10 protein-coding genes are annotated in these 17,924 nt (G+C 63.1%); 4 read left to right on the forward strand and 6 right to left on the reverse strand.

Features of this window, described 5'->3' with window-relative positions; all coding sequences use genetic code 11:
- Nucleotides 1-212 precede the first annotated feature (212 nt).
- Nucleotides 213-1,442, reverse strand: a complete 1,230-nt coding sequence (locus tag P9292_RS11450) for a sensor histidine kinase (protein ID WP_250467321.1) — start codon at nt 1,440-1,442, stop codon at nt 213-215.
- A gap of 239 nt (nt 1,443-1,681) precedes the next feature.
- Complete coding sequence (locus P9292_RS11455) at nt 1,682-2,617, reverse strand: LysR family transcriptional regulator (RefSeq protein ID WP_244829422.1); 936 nt, start codon at nt 2,615-2,617, stop codon at nt 1,682-1,684.
- A 165-nt stretch (nt 2,618-2,782) separates the two neighbouring features.
- Here P9292_RS11455 and P9292_RS11460 point away from each other — a divergent pair, with 165 nt between their 5' ends.
- The 3 genes from P9292_RS11460 to P9292_RS11470 all read left to right on the forward strand — a co-directional run bounded on the left by P9292_RS11460 (nt 2,783) and on the right by P9292_RS11470 (nt 8,907).
- Nucleotides 2,783-4,366 (forward strand): aldehyde dehydrogenase (NADP(+)), encoded by a 1,584-nt coding sequence (locus tag P9292_RS11460; RefSeq protein WP_309958977.1) that lies wholly within the window; start codon nt 2,783-2,785, stop codon nt 4,364-4,366.
- A gap of 726 nt (nt 4,367-5,092) precedes the next feature.
- Complete coding sequence (locus P9292_RS11465) at nt 5,093-7,231, forward strand: zinc ribbon domain-containing protein (protein ID WP_309958981.1); 2,139 nt, start codon at nt 5,093-5,095, stop codon at nt 7,229-7,231.
- Between the two features lie 533 nt (nt 7,232-7,764).
- Nucleotides 7,765-8,907, forward strand: a complete 1,143-nt coding sequence (locus P9292_RS11470) for a TAXI family TRAP transporter solute-binding subunit (protein ID WP_250467323.1) — start codon at nt 7,765-7,767, stop codon at nt 8,905-8,907.
- A gap of 62 nt (nt 8,908-8,969) precedes the next feature.
- Here P9292_RS11470 and P9292_RS11475 read toward each other — a convergent pair whose 3' ends face one another.
- The 3 genes from P9292_RS11475 to P9292_RS11485 all read right to left on the reverse strand — a co-directional run bounded on the left by P9292_RS11475 (nt 8,970) and on the right by P9292_RS11485 (nt 12,220).
- Nucleotides 8,970-10,421 carry a PLP-dependent aminotransferase family protein gene (locus tag P9292_RS11475; RefSeq protein ID WP_309958983.1) on the reverse strand — a complete coding sequence of 484 codons (1,452 nt, stop codon included), beginning with the start codon at nt 10,419-10,421 and terminating at the stop codon, nt 8,970-8,972.
- Between the two features lie 77 nt (nt 10,422-10,498).
- On the reverse strand, nt 10,499-10,762 hold the full coding sequence (locus P9292_RS11480) for a helix-turn-helix domain-containing protein (protein WP_244829417.1): 264 nt from the start codon (nt 10,760-10,762) through the stop codon (nt 10,499-10,501).
- A complete protein-coding gene (locus P9292_RS11485) occupies nt 10,763-12,220 on the reverse strand; it encodes a PLP-dependent aminotransferase family protein (protein ID WP_309958986.1) in 1,458 nt (485 codons plus the stop codon).
- 142 nt (nt 12,221-12,362) lie between these two features.
- Here P9292_RS11485 and P9292_RS11490 point away from each other — a divergent pair, with 142 nt between their 5' ends.
- On the forward strand, nt 12,363-14,684 hold the full coding sequence (locus P9292_RS11490; protein WP_309958989.1) for an FdhF/YdeP family oxidoreductase: 2,322 nt from the start codon (nt 12,363-12,365) through the stop codon (nt 14,682-14,684).
- A 455-nt stretch (nt 14,685-15,139) separates the two neighbouring features.
- On the opposite strand, the gene P9292_RS11495 is transcribed toward P9292_RS11490, so the two are convergent.
- Entirely contained in the window at nt 15,140-17,875 is a 2,736-nt protein-coding gene (locus P9292_RS11495) for an MGH1-like glycoside hydrolase domain-containing protein (protein WP_309958991.1), read from the reverse strand.
- Nucleotides 17,876-17,924 lie beyond the last annotated feature (49 nt).

Raw genomic sequence — 17,924 nt, forward strand, 5'->3', positions numbered from 1 at the left:
TGCCTTGCGGCGAAGGGGAAAGGCGAACGAGCGCTGCTCGTTCGCCTTTTTTTGTATTGCGCTTGCGGTGGAATTGGCGCTTGAAGCGCGCGTCAATTCGGCTCGCTTTTCCAGCGCGCTGCCGAAATAGACGGCTGTGGCAATGAGTGGGCGAAGTTGGCGATGACGCCGATGAGCAAAAACCCGCTCACGCCGAAAACACCGCCCCACCGTTAGCTTGCCGACTTCGCTTTCGGCTCGAGCACCAGCGGAAAGATCACTTCGAACACGCTTCCATGTCCTTTCACCGACTGGAAACGCAACTCGCCTTCGAGCGCACGCGACAGTTCCTTCACGATGGCAAGCCCAAGCCCCGTGCCGGGAATATCGTCCTCGGCCGCGCGCTCGAATTCCTCGAACACGCGCTCCTGATCCGCCGTACCGATGCCCGAACCTGTGTCCGTCACGCGCAAGCGCCAGCGGTCGTCCGCCACGGCGTCGATCGTCAACACGATTTCGCCCGCCGACGTGTATTTAATCGCGTTCGAAAGCAAGTTGATCGCGACCTGCTTTACCTTCAGCCGGTTCGATGTCACCGTGCCGAGCGTCGGTTCCAGATGCCCGACGAGCTTCAGGCCCTTTGCTTCGGTGCCAACGCGGTTCAACTGCATTAGTTCGTCGAAGAGACCGACGAGGTCGAACGCTTCGACTGTCAACAGCGAATCGTCGCCGAGGACCTTCGAATATTCGACCATTTCATCGACGAGACTCGCCATGTCGGACACTTGCCGGTTTGCGAGCCCGAGCGCCGTCTCGCGTTTCGCGGGCGAGCGGCCGAGCAGTTGCAACGCCGTCGAGAATACGTTGAGGAAATTGCGCAGATCGTGCGCGACGCGGCGCGTCACCTGCATGCGCGTTTCGTAAAGTTCGCTGATCAGCTTCTGACGCAGCGTGAGCTCGTAATTCGCGCGCTCCAGCATGCCGGTGTATTCGTCGATCTTGCGATCGCGCTCGCCCACCGCTTCACGAATCGAGGCCAGCGTGACGAAGCTCACCACTTCATCTGTCATGAGCCGTGCGTGTTCTTCGTCCGTGCGCGAGAGATCCGTGTGCGCGGCGGCGTAATCGCCAATCGCCTGAAGCAGAATCTGGCGGAACAGGTCGAGCTCACGCACCAGTTCGTCGATGCGATACCCCTGCTGCCAACGCCATTGCCCGTGCTGGCGCGCGTTTTGTTCGATGACGCCTTCCTGATCGCGCAAATTACGCGATTCGAGCACGACGCAGATTTCCTCGAAGACTTCCGGCAAGTGGTCCGCCAGTTGCCGGTACGTGAGCTGATCCGAGTGTTCGACTTCCTGATCCCCGAACACGAGCTTCATCCATTTTTCAGTCAGCGCGGTCCGCTGCTCGCGCAACGAAGCCACGAGACCGTCCAAGCCGTTGGCTGCCGTTTCGGCCATCTGCGATTCCTCGATTGCAACGCCCAGTTGCCGCTCGTGCGGCGCGTGGTGCTCGTATGGAAGTGCTGGTAAGGAAGTGCTGGGGTGAAACCGCCGTGGAGCGCGAAGCTCGAAGGCCGCGATGCCACGCCAGTATAGGCCCAGCTTCAGGCAAAAAGTTCGAGTACCCGACTATCGTAAACGGGCAAAATTGCTAACGCATTCGCTAATTGACAAGGTGGACGGGCGCGACGCACGCCTCAATGCGGGCGACCTTTTTCACGCAGCATCTGCACGAACTGGCGCGCGGCCGGCGACAGCGCGCCTCCCTTTCTCGTCACGATGCCATACGTCTGCGACTTCGACTTCATGCGGATCGGCAAGATGCGCAACATGCCGTAGCGCTCGAAAAGTTTCGCGACGCTCGCCGGCAATATCGCCACCATATCCGCGCTCTGCTGCAAAAGCGTGACCGTCACGAGCGGCGACGCGGTGGAGATGGGGTTCGCCGGCATCGGCAAGCCGGCGAGGTCGAGTTCGCGTTCGAGCAGCGCGCTCATCGGCAGATAACTCGGGTACGTCACCCAGCGATGACCCGCCAGTTCCGCGAGCCCGACTTCGCGTCCCGCCGCGCGCGGATGGTCCTGTCCCACGACAATGGCAAGCGGTTCGTCGGCGAGCGGCTGATAGTGGTACTTTGTCGGCTGGTCCGACACGCTTGCGCGGCCGATCACGAGATCGACATGGCCGTCGTCCAGCATGCCGAGCATGCGCGCGCTGGTGTCCTCGACAATTTCGATGGCAAGGTCCGGATGCTTCGCGTGCATCTCGCCGACGATGGGTGCGACCACGCCCGGCACCGCGCCCATGATCGTGCCGACCGTCAGCCGCCCGCCCGTGCCCGCGCGTATCTGCGCGACTTCCTGGCAAAGCGCGCTCAGATCGGCGGCCAACAGACGCGCATAGCGCACCACGGCGCGGCCGAACGGGTTGGGAATCACCCCGCTCTTGGCGCGCTCGAACAAGGGCGCTTCCAGCATCGATTCGAGTTCGGCGAGCGCCTTGGAAGCGGCGGACTGGGTCATCGCCATGGCGCTCGATGCTTTATGCAGCGATTTATGGTCGTCGAGCGCGATCAGCAACTGCAATTGCTTCATGCGCAGCCGCGACATCAGGACATCCAGGGTGTTTTTCATGCGACAAACGATGCGGAAGAAAAAGGCGGGGTGATTCCAGAAAGCGATCACTCGATGGAAAGGATTCACTATACAGCGGCGCCTCTCGCGCCGTATAGTCGGCGCAGCGCGACGCTCGCATCCGCCGCGGTCGCTACGACTCACTCAAGTCAAGGACGAGACACCATGCAACTCACAGGCAATCTGCTCATCGGCCAGCAATCCATTTTCGGCAGCAACGGCTCGATCAAGGCCGTCAACGCGTCGACGGGCGCGGCCATCGAACCGGCATTCGGCGGCGCCACGCTCGCCGATCTCGACCGCGCAGCCGCCCTCGCCTGGGCCGCGTTCGACGTATATCGCGAAACCGCGCCCGAAGCGCGCGCGAAATTCCTCGAAACCATCGCGCAAAATATCCTCGACATCGGCGACGATCTGGTCGAACGCTGCATCATCGAAAGCGGATTGCCACGCGGACGGATCGAAGGCGAACGCGGCCGCACGGTCGGTCAACTGCGTATGTTCGCGGAAGTGGTGCGTAACGGCGACTATCTCGGCGTGCGCATCGACCCGGCGCAACCCGAACGCAAGCCGCTGCCGCGCGTGGATCTGCGTCTGCGTCACATCGGCGTCGGCCCGGTCGCCGTGTTCGGCGCGAGCAACTTCCCGCTGGCGTTCTCGGTCGCGGGCGGCGATACAGCTTCCGCGCTCGCCGCCGGCTGCCCGGTGATCGTCAAGGCGCACTCGGCGCATCCGGGCACGGCGGAACTCGTCGGCCTCGCGGTGCAAAAGGCCGTGAAGGACTGCGGCATGCCCGAAGGCACGTTCTCGCTGCTGTTCGACAGCGGTCGTGACATCGGCCAGGGCCTCGTCAAGGACAACCGCATCAAGGCAGCAGGCTTCACGGGCTCGCGCGGAGGCGGCACGGCGCTGATGAAGCTCGCCGCCGAGCGTAAGGAACCCATTCCCGTCTATGCGGAAATGAGCAGCATCAACCCGGTCGTGTTGTTCCCGGCCGCGCTCAAGAACCGTGGCGAAGCCATCGCGAAGGCATTCGTGCAATCGCTCGTGCTCGGCGCGGGCCAGTTCTGCACAAACCCCGGCCTGATCCTCGCCGTCGATAGTCCTAACCTGGACAAGTTCATCGCGGCGGCATCGGCGGCGCTGACGGAGACGGCTGCGCAGACCATGCTCACGCCGGGCATCCACAAGGCGTACGAAGGCGCGATCGACAAGGCTTCGAGCCAGGCGGACGTGAAGACGCTCGCGCGCGGCGTCGAAGCGAAGAGCGACAATCAAGGCCAGTCGGCGCTGTTCTCGACCACGGCTGCGAACTTCCTCAAGAACCACGCGCTGCAGGAAGAGATTTTCGGCGCGTCGTCGCTGGTGGTGCGCTGCCCGGATCAGAAGACGATGCTGGACCTGATCGAATCGCTCGAAGGCCAGTTGACGTCGGCGCTGCATATCGACGAAGCCGATTACGCCGAAGCGCGCGACTTCCTCCCGGCGCTCGAACGCCGCACGGGCCGCATTCTGGTGAACGGTTTTGGCACGGGCGTCGAAGTGGGCCACGCGATGGTTCACGGCGGCCCGTATCCGTCCACGGCGGATGGCCGTTCGACCTCGGTCGGCAGCCTCGCGATCAACCGCTTCCTGCGTCCGGTGAGCTATCAGGACCTGCCGGATGCGCTTCTGCCCGACGCGCTGAAGACCGAGAATCCGCTGGGTCTGAATCGCCGTATCGACGGCAAGTTGCAACTGGCTGAATAAGCCGGTCGCATAAGCTGCAAATCGAGGCCGCGGCGCTGAACTTCCGGGTTCGCGTCGCGGCCTTCCACTTATCGCGAATTGCTTCGGATGGCTAAATTGTCCGCACTTTCGCCACGCACGGCGCAAACGTTCGCGCCGGCGCGCGAGGCAGTTCGTATCCGCCATGCAACGTGCGAACGGGTTTCATTTCGGGCCCTAACCGCTTTTGCATCAGTGGGTTATCGCGCGGTCGTTCGCCCTTGTCGGTTATTGGCTAAGGATTGGCGTCACGAAACCGCCGCCGCGCGCCCAGAATGTCAAAAACATTGTGAGAGAGCGATGCGTGGCGTTTGGCCGCGAAGCCCTGAAACGGCGACGCGGGCGCACCAGTCCCGGCCGCGTTTTCGTATCGACACGAGGGCCAGCGCCATCAAAAGGCGCGGTTACGAGGCGCGCTGGGAGCACGGAGTTTCGCGTGCCGCCGGCGCGATGATGTAGTCGCTTAAATTCAGGCGGCCCGAGGTAGGTGCGAAACGCGATTGACGTCCGAACTCGCTTCAACGATATTCGGACTTTCGTTTTTCGGACGCACGCAGTCGATGTTCATTCGACATACATTCGCGCCCGACAAACGAAACGAAGGATTGTTGCCGCAGGACTTCGCGCGCGCGATTGCGGGCGGTCCGAAGCCAGTATAGGCACTCAAGCGGCCACGTTATCGCACATGTCCTTCGAGGGCTTAAAAGCATGACCACGCGTCTGACGTTTCCTGCATCCATGTTCTCCGTCGTCTGCCAGCGTTGCGGCAGCACGATGCGCAAAAACGCCGACAGTTGTCCAAACTGCGGCGCGGATCGTAACGCCGCGTCCGCTCAACCGCGCCAGGCCGCCGCACCGCAAGAACGGCCGCGCGTCAATATGTTCGAGCAGACGCTTTCCAAACCGCTTCCGTCGATGTCGACCTCGGCAACGGCTTCCGCCGCCGCATCGGTTGGCGCCGGCGCCTCCGCTTCCGGCGCGCTGCCGGAGGAGCCCGCAACCGAACGCGGCTGGCCCGCGGGTTGGGACCCGAAACGCGCGAGCGAACGTATCGCGCAAAAGGCGGCGGAGCATCGGGCGAAGCGCCTGGAGGAATCCGCGCGCAGCGCTTATGCGAACACCGGCCGCGATCCCGACGCGCTGCCCGGCTCCGAATCCTGGTCGAAGCGCAAGACGGTCATCGCGGGCGTTTGTTCGGTCGTGCTCGCGCTCGGCGCGGCCGCTTATCTGCAATACGGCGATTCGAACGATGACGACGCCTCGCCGTCCGCCGATCACAGTGTCTCCGGCGCGATCGATTCCAGATTCAGCTCGCTCGTGCCGGGTACCGCGCCGAACGTGAACCCCAATGTGGCGATAGGCGCGGGCAATGCCTCGGCCGATGCCCGTGCGTCCGTTTCCGGCGATACGCTGCGCAGCGTGCGCCTTGCGCTGGATCAGCACGACCTGACGCTGGCGCGCGCGCGCCTCAAGACCGTTCCCGCGTCATTGCAGACGCGCCCCGACTACGATTCGATGAAAGAAGAACTCGCGAAGCGCGAGTTGCAACGCGACGCCGCGCTGCAACTGGCGCGGGCCTGCGAGCGGACTTCGGCATGGTCATGTGTGCAGCAGAACGCGGGCGAAGCGCTCGCTATCGATGGCGGCAACGGCGAGTCGCAAGCGATGCTCGAACGCGTCATCTCGCACGCGGGCTGGATGGTCGCGACGCCTGCGGGCGCGAAGAAGCCGCTGCCATCGGCGGTGACGGCTGCTGCCCCGGCGCCCGCCGCGCCTGCCAGCGTGGTTGCCGCCAACGTCGGCAAGCCTGCGACCACTGCGAACGTCGAAGTTGCGACGCCGCCAGTCAAGACCGTGACCATCGCGCCGAAGAACGTGGTTGAGCGGCACGCCGCGCAGCGCGGAACGGCAGCGGCGGCACGGCGGGATGCGATCGACGAAGCGCGGGATGCATCGACTGATTCGCGCGCGGAGAAGATCGCGCGGGCTCAGGCGGCTACGAATGCCATTACCGCGGCGACGGTTGGGCCTGTTGCTACGGCTAATGTTGCCCCGGCCAATGCGCCTGCGACTTCGGCCGTTGAATTGCCTGCCGCGAAGATGTTCGCACCGTCCGCTACGACGGCGACGGTGGCACCGGCGACTTCCGGCAATACCTTGCCTGCCGCAAGGACAACGGCAGCGACGGCAGCGCCTGCCGTGCCTTCCACGACGCCAGCGCCTTCCACTGTCGCAGCGACGGCCGCTCCTTCGGTTGCTGTGCTGACGCCCGCGCCCGTGACGACCACGGCGACGCGCACGGCGCCCGCCAACGCTGCGCCGCCTCCCGCGACGAGTCGCACCGCGCCCGCCGCCGTGGCAGCCAACACGCGGCCCGCGCCTCAAACCGGCGCGACGCGCAACACCGCGTCGACCGGCCTGTTCGATGCCTCTTCCGCCAATCACGCCAACGCGAGCGATGAGATGTACGTCGCGCCGCAGAATCGCGGAGCGACCGCGACGGGCGGCGGCGCATCGAATAACGGCATGTACGATGCGACGTCCAATCGCGGCGGCACGTCCAACGGGATGTATGTGGCGCCGTCGGCGTCGGGTGCCACACCGCATGCATCGACATCATCGACGGCGACTGGCGCGACGCCTGTCGCCGTGCGCAATACCACGCCGCAAGCTCAACTCGCCGCCGCGCCCGCGATCACCCCGCCCGCAGCAAGCCCGCGCGCTGCCGCGTCGTTTGGCGCATCGAACGTATCGGCGCATATGGACGCGGACAAGACCGAAGAACTGGAACGCGCCATCAAGCAATACGGTTGGACGAGCGGCGCGGCTTCGAAGTCGGCGCCGTGAAGATGGGGAGATAGAAACATGGAAGAGCGCATTGAATGAAGATTCGGCGCTCTGTGGGTGAAAGGCAACCACGCAAGCAAGGCGCCTTGCGAAATCGAAGCGGCTCCGAAGAGAGCGCTTCAGAAATAGAAAAGTCTCGGTAACGACGCGAATCTAAAGAAGCCCGACTCGGGAAACGAAGCATCTTTAAAGGACTGCGGTCTCGAATATCAAATCGCTTCCAAAGCGGCGATGTCTTGGGAGACGAGACTCGACGGAAGAGACGACGCACGTCGGCGGGTGTGCGAGCAAGAAACAAGCATCCAAAGAACGAAGCAAATCAGGAAAAAAGCATTCACGGAGACAAAGCTTTTTTGGCACAGCGTGCCCGGAAAGAACCCGGCATCTCGCGAACGGAAAGAGTCGCCAGAACAAACTGCATCGGCTAAAACTAGCCCGCGCGCAGAAACGCATAACCGATTTCGCACGATGCGACACTCTCGCATCGCGCGTGTTCCACAGCACCCGTCCAACTCAAGAATCGAGGGTCAATCATGTTCTCCACGAAAATCATGCGGAACGCCGCGCGAGGTGCGCTCGCCCTCCTTGCCGTAATCGGTCTCGCAAGCGTCACGGGGACGAGCTTCGCCGCCGACGCCGTGCCCTACAAAATCACTACCGGGCCGGATCGCGGCACGTATATTCAGATCGGTCAGGACCTGTCCAAGTACGTGGCCGACCCAGCCGGCATGGAACTGGAAGTGCTTTCTTCCAAAGGATCGGCGGAAAACGTGCAGCGCATGCGCTATGAACCCGGCGTGAAATTCGCACTCGTTCAGTCGGACGTGTATCAGGCTTACGTCGATATGGCCGCGTCCGGTAACGCCGATGCCGGCAATATCATCAAGCCGCTGCGCCTCATCATGCCGCTTTACGACGAAGAAATTTACTTCGTCGTGCGTTCGGATTCGCCGCTCAAGTACATCCAGGAAATCAAGGACAAGAACATTAGCGTCGGGCTGCTCGGAAGCGGCACGGCGCAGTCGTCGGCGACGCTGTATCGGCTGATGTTCGGTGAACCTATCGCCGACCAGAACGCGCAGCACTATAGCAACGAGGACGCGCTCGCGAAGCTGATCGTGCGCAAGATCGACGTCGCGGTGATCGTCGCGGGACAGCCTGCCAAGCTCTTTCAGGACATGAACCCGGAACTGCTGCAGCAGATCAAGCTGTTGCGTCTGGACCCGGCCGCGCCTGAAACCGCGCGCGCCAAGCAAACGTATTTCCCGGCGACGATCCGCACATCGAGCTATCCGAACTGGATTCAGGAGGACACGCCAACGCTCACCGTCAAGGCGTTCCTCGTGACGTATGACTACGGTCTGCGCGGCACCGTCGGCGCGATGTCGAAATTCGCCGATTCGCTCTGCACGAACTTCGACACGCTGCAGGCGAGCGGGCATCCGAAGTGGAAACAGGTGCATCTCGAACTGCCGCCGCTGACGAAGGGCTGGAAATACTATCCGCCGGTTGAAAAGCATTTGCGGTCGTGCATCGCCAAGCGCGCGGCGCTCGCGCAGCAATCGCAAGGCGGCGCGCAGACGGTATCGGCGCGTTCGACGGATGGCGCCGCGCCAAAAATGAAGAAAGCAAGTTGCACCGCGCAGGAGAAGGTGTTGTTGCTGTGCGATCAATGACGTGAACGCACGCGCTGTTGTCTGCATGACGACAGCGCGTTGCGCGATACGCAAACAAGCGCCTACGCCCCCATCGCCGCCATAACCCCCGCCAGCCGCTTCAACCCACGCTCGATAGCCGGGACGCTCGTCCCGCCATATCCAAGCAACACGCCTTGCAAGAGCGGCTTGCCCGCATAAAACGGCGCGATGCCGTACAACCCCACTTGCGCCTCGCGCGCCGCCGCGACCACGCGCGCTTCCTGCCACGGCTCTAAAAGCCGCGTGACCAGATGGATGCCGGCCGTCGATGGCATCGGCTCGAACCAGTGCGCAAGAGCGCCCGTCAGATGCGCGATCAACGCGGCACGGCGTTGCGCATACGCCTTGTGCATGCGGCGCAAATGTTTCGCATATTCGCCATCCAGCATGAAGGCGCCGAGCGCTGTCTGCGTGAGCATGCAGCCGTGCAGATCGCAAACTTGCCGCGCGTTCCAGAGCGGCTCGGAAAGCGTCGCGGGCGGCACCACGTAGCCAATCCGCAAATCCGGAAAAAGCGTCTTCGAGAACGTGCCGACATACGCGACCAACCCTGCATGATCCAGGCTCTTCAGCGACTCGACCGGCCGCCCTTCGAAGCGAAACTCGCCGTCGTAGTCATCCTCGACGATCACCGCGCCGCGTTTGGCTGCCCATTCGAGCAGTTCGATCCGGCGCGCGAGGCTCATCGGCATGCCGAGCGGAAACTGATGCGACGGCGTCACGTAGACGAGCCGTGTATTGCGCGGCAACTTGTCCACGACGATCCCGTGCTCATCGACGGGAACGTGCGCAATGCGCGCGTGCAGCGCCGAGAAGATGGCGCGCGCAGGCGGATAACCCGGCTCTTCCATCGCGACGACATCGCCCGGCTGGACCACCACGCGCGCGAGCAGATCGAGCGCCTGCTGCGCGCCTTGCGTCACGAGGACGTCCTGCCAGTTGCACACCACCGCGCGGCTGAACGCCAGATAGCGCGCAATGCCGAGCCGTAGCTCCTGTTCGCCGGCCGGATCGCGATACGACGCCACGCCGCCGCCCGTGCGCGCCTGCGTGCGCAGCGCCTGATTGATGCAGCGGCGCCAGGCATCGAAGGGGAAAAGCGTCTTGTCGGTCACGCCGCCCTTGAAATCGCAGTCGAGCGTGATGTCGGCGGGCGGCATGGGCATCGACATGCGTTCGGGCATCTTGCGCCAGATGCCGGTGGCGCGGGCGCGCGCCGAGGTCGGCTCGGCGCGGGCGGCGGGCAGACGCGTGAGGCCATCGGCGACGAAGGTGCCATCGCCGGCGCGAGTGCGAAGAAAACCTTCGGCGATCAGGCGATCGAATACATCGAGCGTCGTCTTGCGAGACACGCCGAGCTGCGCGGCGAGATCGCGCGTGGACGGCAGGCGCGCATGAGCGGCAAGCCGCCCCTCGATGATGCCCGCGCGCAACTGGCCGTAGATCTGGCCCGTGAGGTCGTGACGGCCGTGCAGGGTGATGTGGATGTCCAAGGTGAAGCACCGATTGAGCGTGGCTACCTAGGATGAATGGATTTCGATGCTTTCACAAGACCAGCGCCGCGTTCGCCTCACCCTTCCGCCCCAAACACGGCCGCACACAACGTCACCCCTTCGGCGCTCAACCACGCACTTCCCGCGCCCTCTTCCGTGATCGTCATCTCGATCAGCCCCGCATCCGCGAGCCCGGTAAGCTGCCGCCGCAACGCGCTCATCGGCAAATCGGACTGCTTCGCCAACTTCGCAAGCGACCACGGTTTCTCCGGGCTCTCCCGACGCGCGCGCCAGAGTTGCGCCAGAACGGCGACGAGTATGGGATCGATGTCATCGCTCATCTATGTCTCCTTTTCTATGTCGTCTCGTGCCGCGCGCCGATCGATTTCGCCGACGAGTTCGCCCAAACGCTGCAACGCCGCCTCGCTCTGCGCGGTCCACGGATAGCTGTAGTTCAGGCGAATGAAGTGGCTGAAGGCATTGCGCGTCGAGAACATATAGCCCGGCCCGACCGTAATACCGCATTCGAGCGCCGCGCGATAAAGCTGCATCGAATCGACGCGCTCCGGCAATTCGACCCAAAGCACATAACCGCCCTGTGGCGCGGACGTGCGCGTGCCCGCCGGAAAGAAGCGCTCGACCATCGCACGCATGATGCGCGCCTGTTGCTGATAGAGCTTGCGCACGCCGCGCAGATGCCGGTCGTAACCGTCCTGACGAAGATAATCGGCGACGGCGACTTGCGGCACCGAAGGCGTGGTCAGCGTGTTGAGGAACTTGAGCTTCTCGACTTGCGCGCGAAAACGTCCCGGCATCGCCCAGCCGATTCGATACGACGCCGTGAGACTCTTCGAAAACGACGCGCAGTGAAGCACGAGCCCCTTGGTATCGAAACTTTTGAGTGTCGTAGGCCGCGCATCGCCAAAATAGAGCTCGTGATACACGTCGTTTTCGATCACCGGTATCTCGTGCTCGCTCAGCAATTCGACGAGTTGCCGCTTGCGCGAATCCGGCATCAGAAAGCCGAGCGGGTTCTGAAAATTCGGCATCACCATGCAAGCAGCAATCTTTCTTTTGCCGATGATCTGCGCCAGCGCCTCGATGTCGATGCCATCGACGGCATGCGTCGGCACCTCGATTGCGCGCATGCCGAGCCGCTCGATGGCGTGCAGCATCGCGTAATACGTTGGCGACTCGACGGCCACGGTATCGCCCGGCTTCGCGACCGCCTGCAAACTCAGATTGATCGCTTCGGTCGCGCCGACCGTAATCACGATTTCGGCCGGGTCCACGCTCACGCCGTTCTCCGCGTAGCGCCGCGCGATCTGGCGGATGAGCTCGGGGTTGCCGGGCGGCAGATCGTCGATGAGATTCCAGCTCGTGTGCCGCCGCGCGATGGCGTTCGCGTACTGGTTGATGCGCCGCCAGGGGAACGGCTCGGGATCGGGATACGGCGAGCCGAACGGCACGGCGTCGTGCGCGCGGATGCTGCGCAGCGTGGCAAGCACGAGCCGGCTCACGTCCACTTCGGAAGCCACCGCCACGGGACGCGCGCGGCGCTTCGTCTCGTCACGCGGCGTTTCGGCCTTGGGTCTGGCGCGCACGAAATAGCCGGATTGCGGACGCGTTTCCAGCACGCCGCGGCCTTCGAGCAACGCATAGGCATGCAGCACGGTCTTGATGCTCACGCCGTGCTGCTGGCTCGCCTGCCGCACCGACGCAATGCGCTCGCCCGGCGCGAACACGCCACGGCGCACGGCGGCTTCGATCTCATCGGCGAGCTTTTCGTAGAGGGTCACGGCGGCGGTCGTGTCGAAACAAGGAGGGCGTTCAGTCTACCAACTGTATCCCTCCTATTTCACGTTTTCTGTGCGCCGCGCGCCATTTGGGAAACAGTAGGATCGACGTACCGAATCGTCCTGTGCGTCGACACGCCACACCATGAAGAAGCCCGAAGCTCGCATCGAACCGTACTCGCACCCCGCCGCAGGCTGGGGCGCGCTCAAACAGGTGGCTATCAATCTCGTCAAGGAGAAGGTCGCGGGCGGCAATTACCGGACGCTCTTCAAGCAGAATCAGCCGGATGGCTTCGACTGCCCCGGGTGCGCGTGGCCGGACCGGGCGCATGCATCGACATTTGAATTCTGCGAAAACGGCGTCAAGGCGGTTGCCGCCGAAGCCACGGCGAAGCGCGTCACGCCCGCGTTCTTCGAGGAGCACACGGTGACTTCGCTGATGGCGCAGTCGGACTACGAACTCGAACAGCATGGCCGCCTAACCGACCCGCTTGTCTACGACGCCAAGCGCGACCGTTATGTGCCGATAGAATGGGACGCGGCGTTCGAGTTGATCGCATCGCACATCAACAAGCTGGACCATCCGGACAAGGCCGCGTTCTATACGTCCGGCCGCGCAAGCAACGAAGCCGCTTTCCTTTACCAGCTCTTCGTGCGGATGGTCGGCACGAACAATTTCCCCGACTGCTCGAACATGTGCCACGAGGCAACGAGCCGTGGCCTGCCGCATACCGTGGGCGTCGGCAAGGGCACGGTGACGCTCGACGACTTCGAACACGCCGACACGCTGCTGCTCTTCGGTCAGAATCCGGCGACCAATCATCCGCGCATGCTCGGCGAGTTGCGCGACTGCGCGAAACGTGGCGCGACCATCGTGTCGATCAATCCGCTGAAAGAACGCGGCCTCGAACGGTTCGCGAGCCCGCAGCACACACTCGACATGCTTTCGCCCAAGGGCGTGAAGATCAGCTCCGTATTCATCCGCCCGAAAGTGGGTGGCGACTTCGCGCTCATCAAGGGCGTGGCGAAACGCGTGATCGAACTCGACGATGCCGCGCTCGTCAATGGCCAGGCCCGCGTGCTCGATGTCGATTTCATCGCGCAACACACGGTTGGCTTCGACAGCTTCGCCGCCGACTTGCGCGCCGAGAACTGGGAGATGATCGTCGCGGAATCGGGCGTGGCCATCGACGAAATCTTGAAGCTCGCCGATATCTACGCGCAAGGCCGCGCCGTCATCTCGACATGGGGCATGGGCCTCACGCAGCACAAGAATTCAGTGCCGATCGTGCAGTTGCTGTCCAACCTGATGATGATGCGCGGCAATATCGGCCGGCGCGGCGCGGGGCTTTGCCCGGTGCGCGGCCATTCGAACGTGCAGGGAGATCGCACGGTGGGTATCGAGGAAAAGCCGACGCAGGCGTTTCTCGACAAACTCGGCGCGGCATACGACTTCGAGCCGCCGCGCGAGCACGGTTACGACGTGGTCGAATCCATTCACGCGATGCTCGAAGGCCGCGTGAAGGTGTTCATCGGCCTGGGTGGCAATTTTTCGATCGCCACGCCCGACACGCCGCGCACCTGGGAAGCAATGCGTTCGTGCGACCTCACCGTGCATATCACGACCAAGCTGAATCGCAGCCATCTCGTGCATGGCCGCGACGCGCTCATTCTGCCGACGCTCGGCCGTACCGAGATCGACATGCAGAACGGCGTGGCGCAAGGCGTGAGCGTGGAAGACTCGATGAGCATGGTCCACATCTCGTATGGCATGAACAAGCCCGCTTCGCCGAATCTGCTTTCCGAGGTGGCGATCGTCGCGCGCATGGCGCATGCGACGCTCGGTTCGGGCAAGGTGGACTGGCTCGCGCACGCGAACGACTACGCGCTGATTCGCGACGGCATAGAAAAAGTGGTCGAGGGCTTCGAGCGCTATAACGAGCGGTTGAAGCAACCCGGCGGCTTTCATCTGGGCGTGGCTTCACGCGAGCGCGTCTGGAAGACGCCGAGCGGCAAGGCGCAGTTCATCGTGCACCCCATTGCCGTCGATACGCCGATTCACCGCGCCCGCGCCCTGCACGGCGAGCGCCTGATGACGCTCATGACCACGCGCTCGCACGATCAGTACAACACGACGATCTACGGACTCGACGACCGCTATCGTGGCGTGTACGGACAGCGGCGTGTGCTCTTTGCGAACCGCGAGGATATCGACATGCTCGGCTTCGAACCGGGCGACCTCGTGGATATCACGAGTGTCTGGGATGACGATGTCGTGCGCCAGGTGGACGGCTTCACCCTCGTTGCGTACGACATTCCTCGTGGATGCCTGGGCGCATACTATCCTGAGACCAACCCGCTAGTGCCGTTGTCGTCCACTGCTGATGGTGCCGGGACGCCGACTTCGAAGTCCATTCCCGTGTTGCTGAGTTCCGCGAACGAAATCCGCCAGAGCGCTGCTGCTTGAGATCGAAGTTGATGCCGCACCGGGCCACCGCGTTGTGACGCGCGCGGGCGCGTGCGTTCAGGCGGCGCTCCAGCGCATCGGGACCCGTGCACCAGCGGTGAATGACGGCGCCGAGCGCGCCCAGAATGCCGACGCCCGCCATCCAGCCGAGCGCGATGCTTTGCAGCGTGGCCGACACATAAGCGCCGCCCAGCATGGCCGCCGCGAACACCACCACGACCATTTTGTAGGGCGGACTGTCCTGATTCTCGGTCCGTTGGCGGGTTGCGGCGCCCCATTCGGTCTGGTAGCCGCTGACAGAATATCCTTGCGTAGTTTGTTTCATTTTTATCTCCAAACCGTCCTCAAGTTTGCGTTTTCGCAAACTTACGCAGATGGAGACGCAAGCGATATACGACTTTTCCTAACTATCAGCCGGATGGCAGAGGTTGACTTTTAGCGACGATGACGGACCGTTACTTGGCGCCGGCAAACTCCTGCACCTCGGCATCGGTTTCGCCGGCGAGCGGCACGACGCCTGACGGTCCCATCGCCAAGGGCTGCAACAGCAACGCGACGAGCCCGCTCCAGCCGGTCTGATGCGATGCGCCCACGCCGCGTCCGTTGTCGCCGTGAAAGTATTCGTGGAACAACACGAGATCGCGCGAACGCGAGTCCGCCTGGAGTTGCGGATACGCCGCCATCACCGGACGTTCGCCGTTCTTGTCGAGCAAGAAGAGCGTGGTCAGACGGCGCGCGAGTTCGTCGGCGATCTGTTTCAGCGAAAACTTTTGTCCCGAGCCGGTCGGGTATTCCACGCGGAAATCATCGCCGTAATAGCGATGAAATTCGTGCAGCGACGCAATCAGCAGATAGTTCACCGGCATCCAGATCGGCCCGCGCCAGTTCGAGTTGCCGCCAAACACGCGCGAGTTCGACTCGGCCGGCAGATACTGCACCGAGAAGCTGTCACCGTTGTGATAGAACACGAACGGATTGTCGCGATGCACCCGCGACAGCGCGCGCACGCCGTGGTCGGAAAGAAACTCGCTTTCGTCGAGCATGCGTCTGAGCAGCGCCTTCATGCGATGCCCGCGCAACAGCGACAGCAGCACGCTATTGCCCTGCCCCGCGATATTCCAGCGCGACACGAGCCGCGCGAGATCCGGCCGATGTTCGAGGAACCAGTGCAGCCGGTCGCGCAGTCCCGGCAGCGCCTTGTGCACGTTCGGTTCGAGCACGTGCACGGCGAACATGGGAATGAGCCCGACGATGGACCGCACGCGCATCGGTACATTCGAGCCGTCCGGCAGACGCAGCTTGTCGTAGAAGAACTCGTCCTCGCCGTCCCACAAACCCGTGTCGCAGTCGTCCTCGCAGCTCACGGCTTCCGCGATATACAGGAAGTGCTCGAAGAACTTCACCGCGATATCCACGAACACCTTGTTCGCGTAGGCCAGTTCGAGCGCGATACGCATGAGGTCGAGCGCGTACGCGGCCATCCATGCGGTGCCATCGGCCTGATCGATATGACCGCCTGTCGGCAGGGGCGACGAGCGATCGAAGATGCCGACGTTATCCAGCCCGAGGAAGCCGCCCTGGAAGATGTTGCGGTCGTCGGCGTCCTTGCGGTTGACCCACCACGAGAAGTTGAGCAGCAGCTTGTGGAACACGAGTTCCAGGAAGTCGCGGTCGCCCTTGCCGGTGATCGCGCGGTCGATCTCGTAGACGCGCCACGTCGCCCACGCGTGCACGGGCGGATTGGCGTCGCCGAAAGCCCATTCGTAGGCGGGCAACTGGCCATTCGGATGCTGATAACGGTCCTTCACGAGCAACAGCATCTGGCGTTTGGCGAACTCCGGATCGATCAATGCGAAGGCGGCCGCGTGGAACGCGAGATCCCACGACGCGTACCACGGATATTCCCACTTGTCCGGCATCGACACGATGTCCGCGTTGCACAGATGCCGCCACTCCGCATTGCGCCCGCGACGGCGCGATTGCGGCGGCGTAGGTTGCAGCGGATCGCCGTCGAGCCAGCGCGTAACGTCGAATTGGTAATACTGCTTCGACCACAGCATGCCAGCGAGCGCCTGACGTTGCACGAGCCGCTGATCGGCGTCGGTGATGTCGTGCTGCAACGCGCCGTAGAACTCGTCGGCTTCCGCGATACGGCGCGCGAAGAGCGCGTCGGCATCGAGCGGCACGGTGTCGGGCGCGGATTCGGGACGCCAGCGCATGAACACTGTCGCCGTCCCGGATGGCGCGATCTCGAGATGCGCGCGAGCCGTCGCGCGCGTGCCGGTGTCGCGGCGAATCGCGTGTTCGTCCTCGTGGACGATGTAGTCGTTCACGCCATCCTTGAACGGACCCGGACCCTCCATGTTGAAAAGACGCTTGACGTTGGTGTCGTTCTCGCAGAAGAGCCATTCGACATCGGGCGTATCCGGCGACCATGCCGTGAGTACCATCTGTTCGTGTGCGCCGTGTTCCGCCGCGACATAGGTCACGCCGTTCACCGTCTGAAGTTTCAGCGAGGGTTTATCGGACACCTTCTTCCACGACCACGTATTGCGCGCCCACATCTGCGGCATTACGTCGATGGTAGCGGCGCAGTCCGCGCGATTCTCCACTTTCACGCGCATGACGATGTCGTCCGCCGTGTGCTTCGCGTATTCCACCTGCACGTCGAAGTAGCGGCCATCGTCGAACACGCCGGTATCGAGCACTTCGTATTCGGGCTTGTCCGCGCCGCGCCGCGCGTTTTCCTCGATGAGATCGGAATAAGGAAACGCCGCATGCGGATACTTGTAGAGCATGCGCATGTACGAGTGCGTCGGCGTGCCGTCGATGTAAAAGTACAGCTCCTTCACATCCTCGCCATGATTGCCCTGCTCGTTGGTGAGCCCGAAAAGCCGTTCCTTGATGATCGGATCGGCGCCGTTCCACAAGGCGAGCGAGACGCACCAGTTGAGCTTGTCGTCGCCGAATCCGGCGATGCCGTCCTCGCCCCAGCGATACGCCCGGCTGCGCGCGTGATCGTGCGGAAAGTAATCCCACGCGGTGCCGTTATCGCTGTAATCCTCGCGCACCGTGCCCCATTGCCGTTCGCTCAGATACGGTCCCCAGCGTTGCCAGCGCGGGCAATCGCTCGAATGCAGACGCGAGCCTTCGACGGTGTCGATCTGATTGACGGCGCGCGATTTCGGCATGGATATTTCTCCTGATGAGCGGCGTTCGATGCCGCGGGCAAGACTCGTA

Source organism: Caballeronia sp. LZ001 (assembly GCF_031450875.1).
In the GTDB taxonomy this organism is placed as follows: Bacteria; Pseudomonadota; Gammaproteobacteria; order Burkholderiales; family Burkholderiaceae; genus Caballeronia.

What these genes read in the sequence shown, in the direction of transcription:
- P9292_RS11450 (WP_250467321.1), bottom strand. Translation starts at nt 1,442, where the DNA reads ATGGCCGAAACGGCAGCCAACGGCTTGGACGGTCTCGTGGCTTCGTTG.
- P9292_RS11455 (WP_244829422.1), bottom strand. Translation starts at nt 2,617, where the DNA reads ATGAAAAACACCCTGGATGTCCTGATGTCGCGGCTGCGCATGAAGCAA.
- P9292_RS11460 (WP_309958977.1), top strand. Translation starts at nt 2,783, where the DNA reads ATGCAACTCACAGGCAATCTGCTCATCGGCCAGCAATCCATTTTCGGC.
- P9292_RS11465 (WP_309958981.1), top strand. Translation starts at nt 5,093, where the DNA reads ATGACCACGCGTCTGACGTTTCCTGCATCCATGTTCTCCGTCGTCTGC.
- P9292_RS11470 (WP_250467323.1), top strand. Translation starts at nt 7,765, where the DNA reads ATGTTCTCCACGAAAATCATGCGGAACGCCGCGCGAGGTGCGCTCGCC.
- P9292_RS11480 (WP_244829417.1), bottom strand. Translation starts at nt 10,762, where the DNA reads ATGAGCGATGACATCGATCCCATACTCGTCGCCGTTCTGGCGCAACTC.
- P9292_RS11490 (WP_309958989.1), top strand. Translation starts at nt 12,363, where the DNA reads ATGAAGAAGCCCGAAGCTCGCATCGAACCGTACTCGCACCCCGCCGCA.
- P9292_RS11495 (WP_309958991.1), bottom strand. Translation starts at nt 17,875, where the DNA reads ATGCCGAAATCGCGCGCCGTCAATCAGATCGACACCGTCGAAGGCTCG.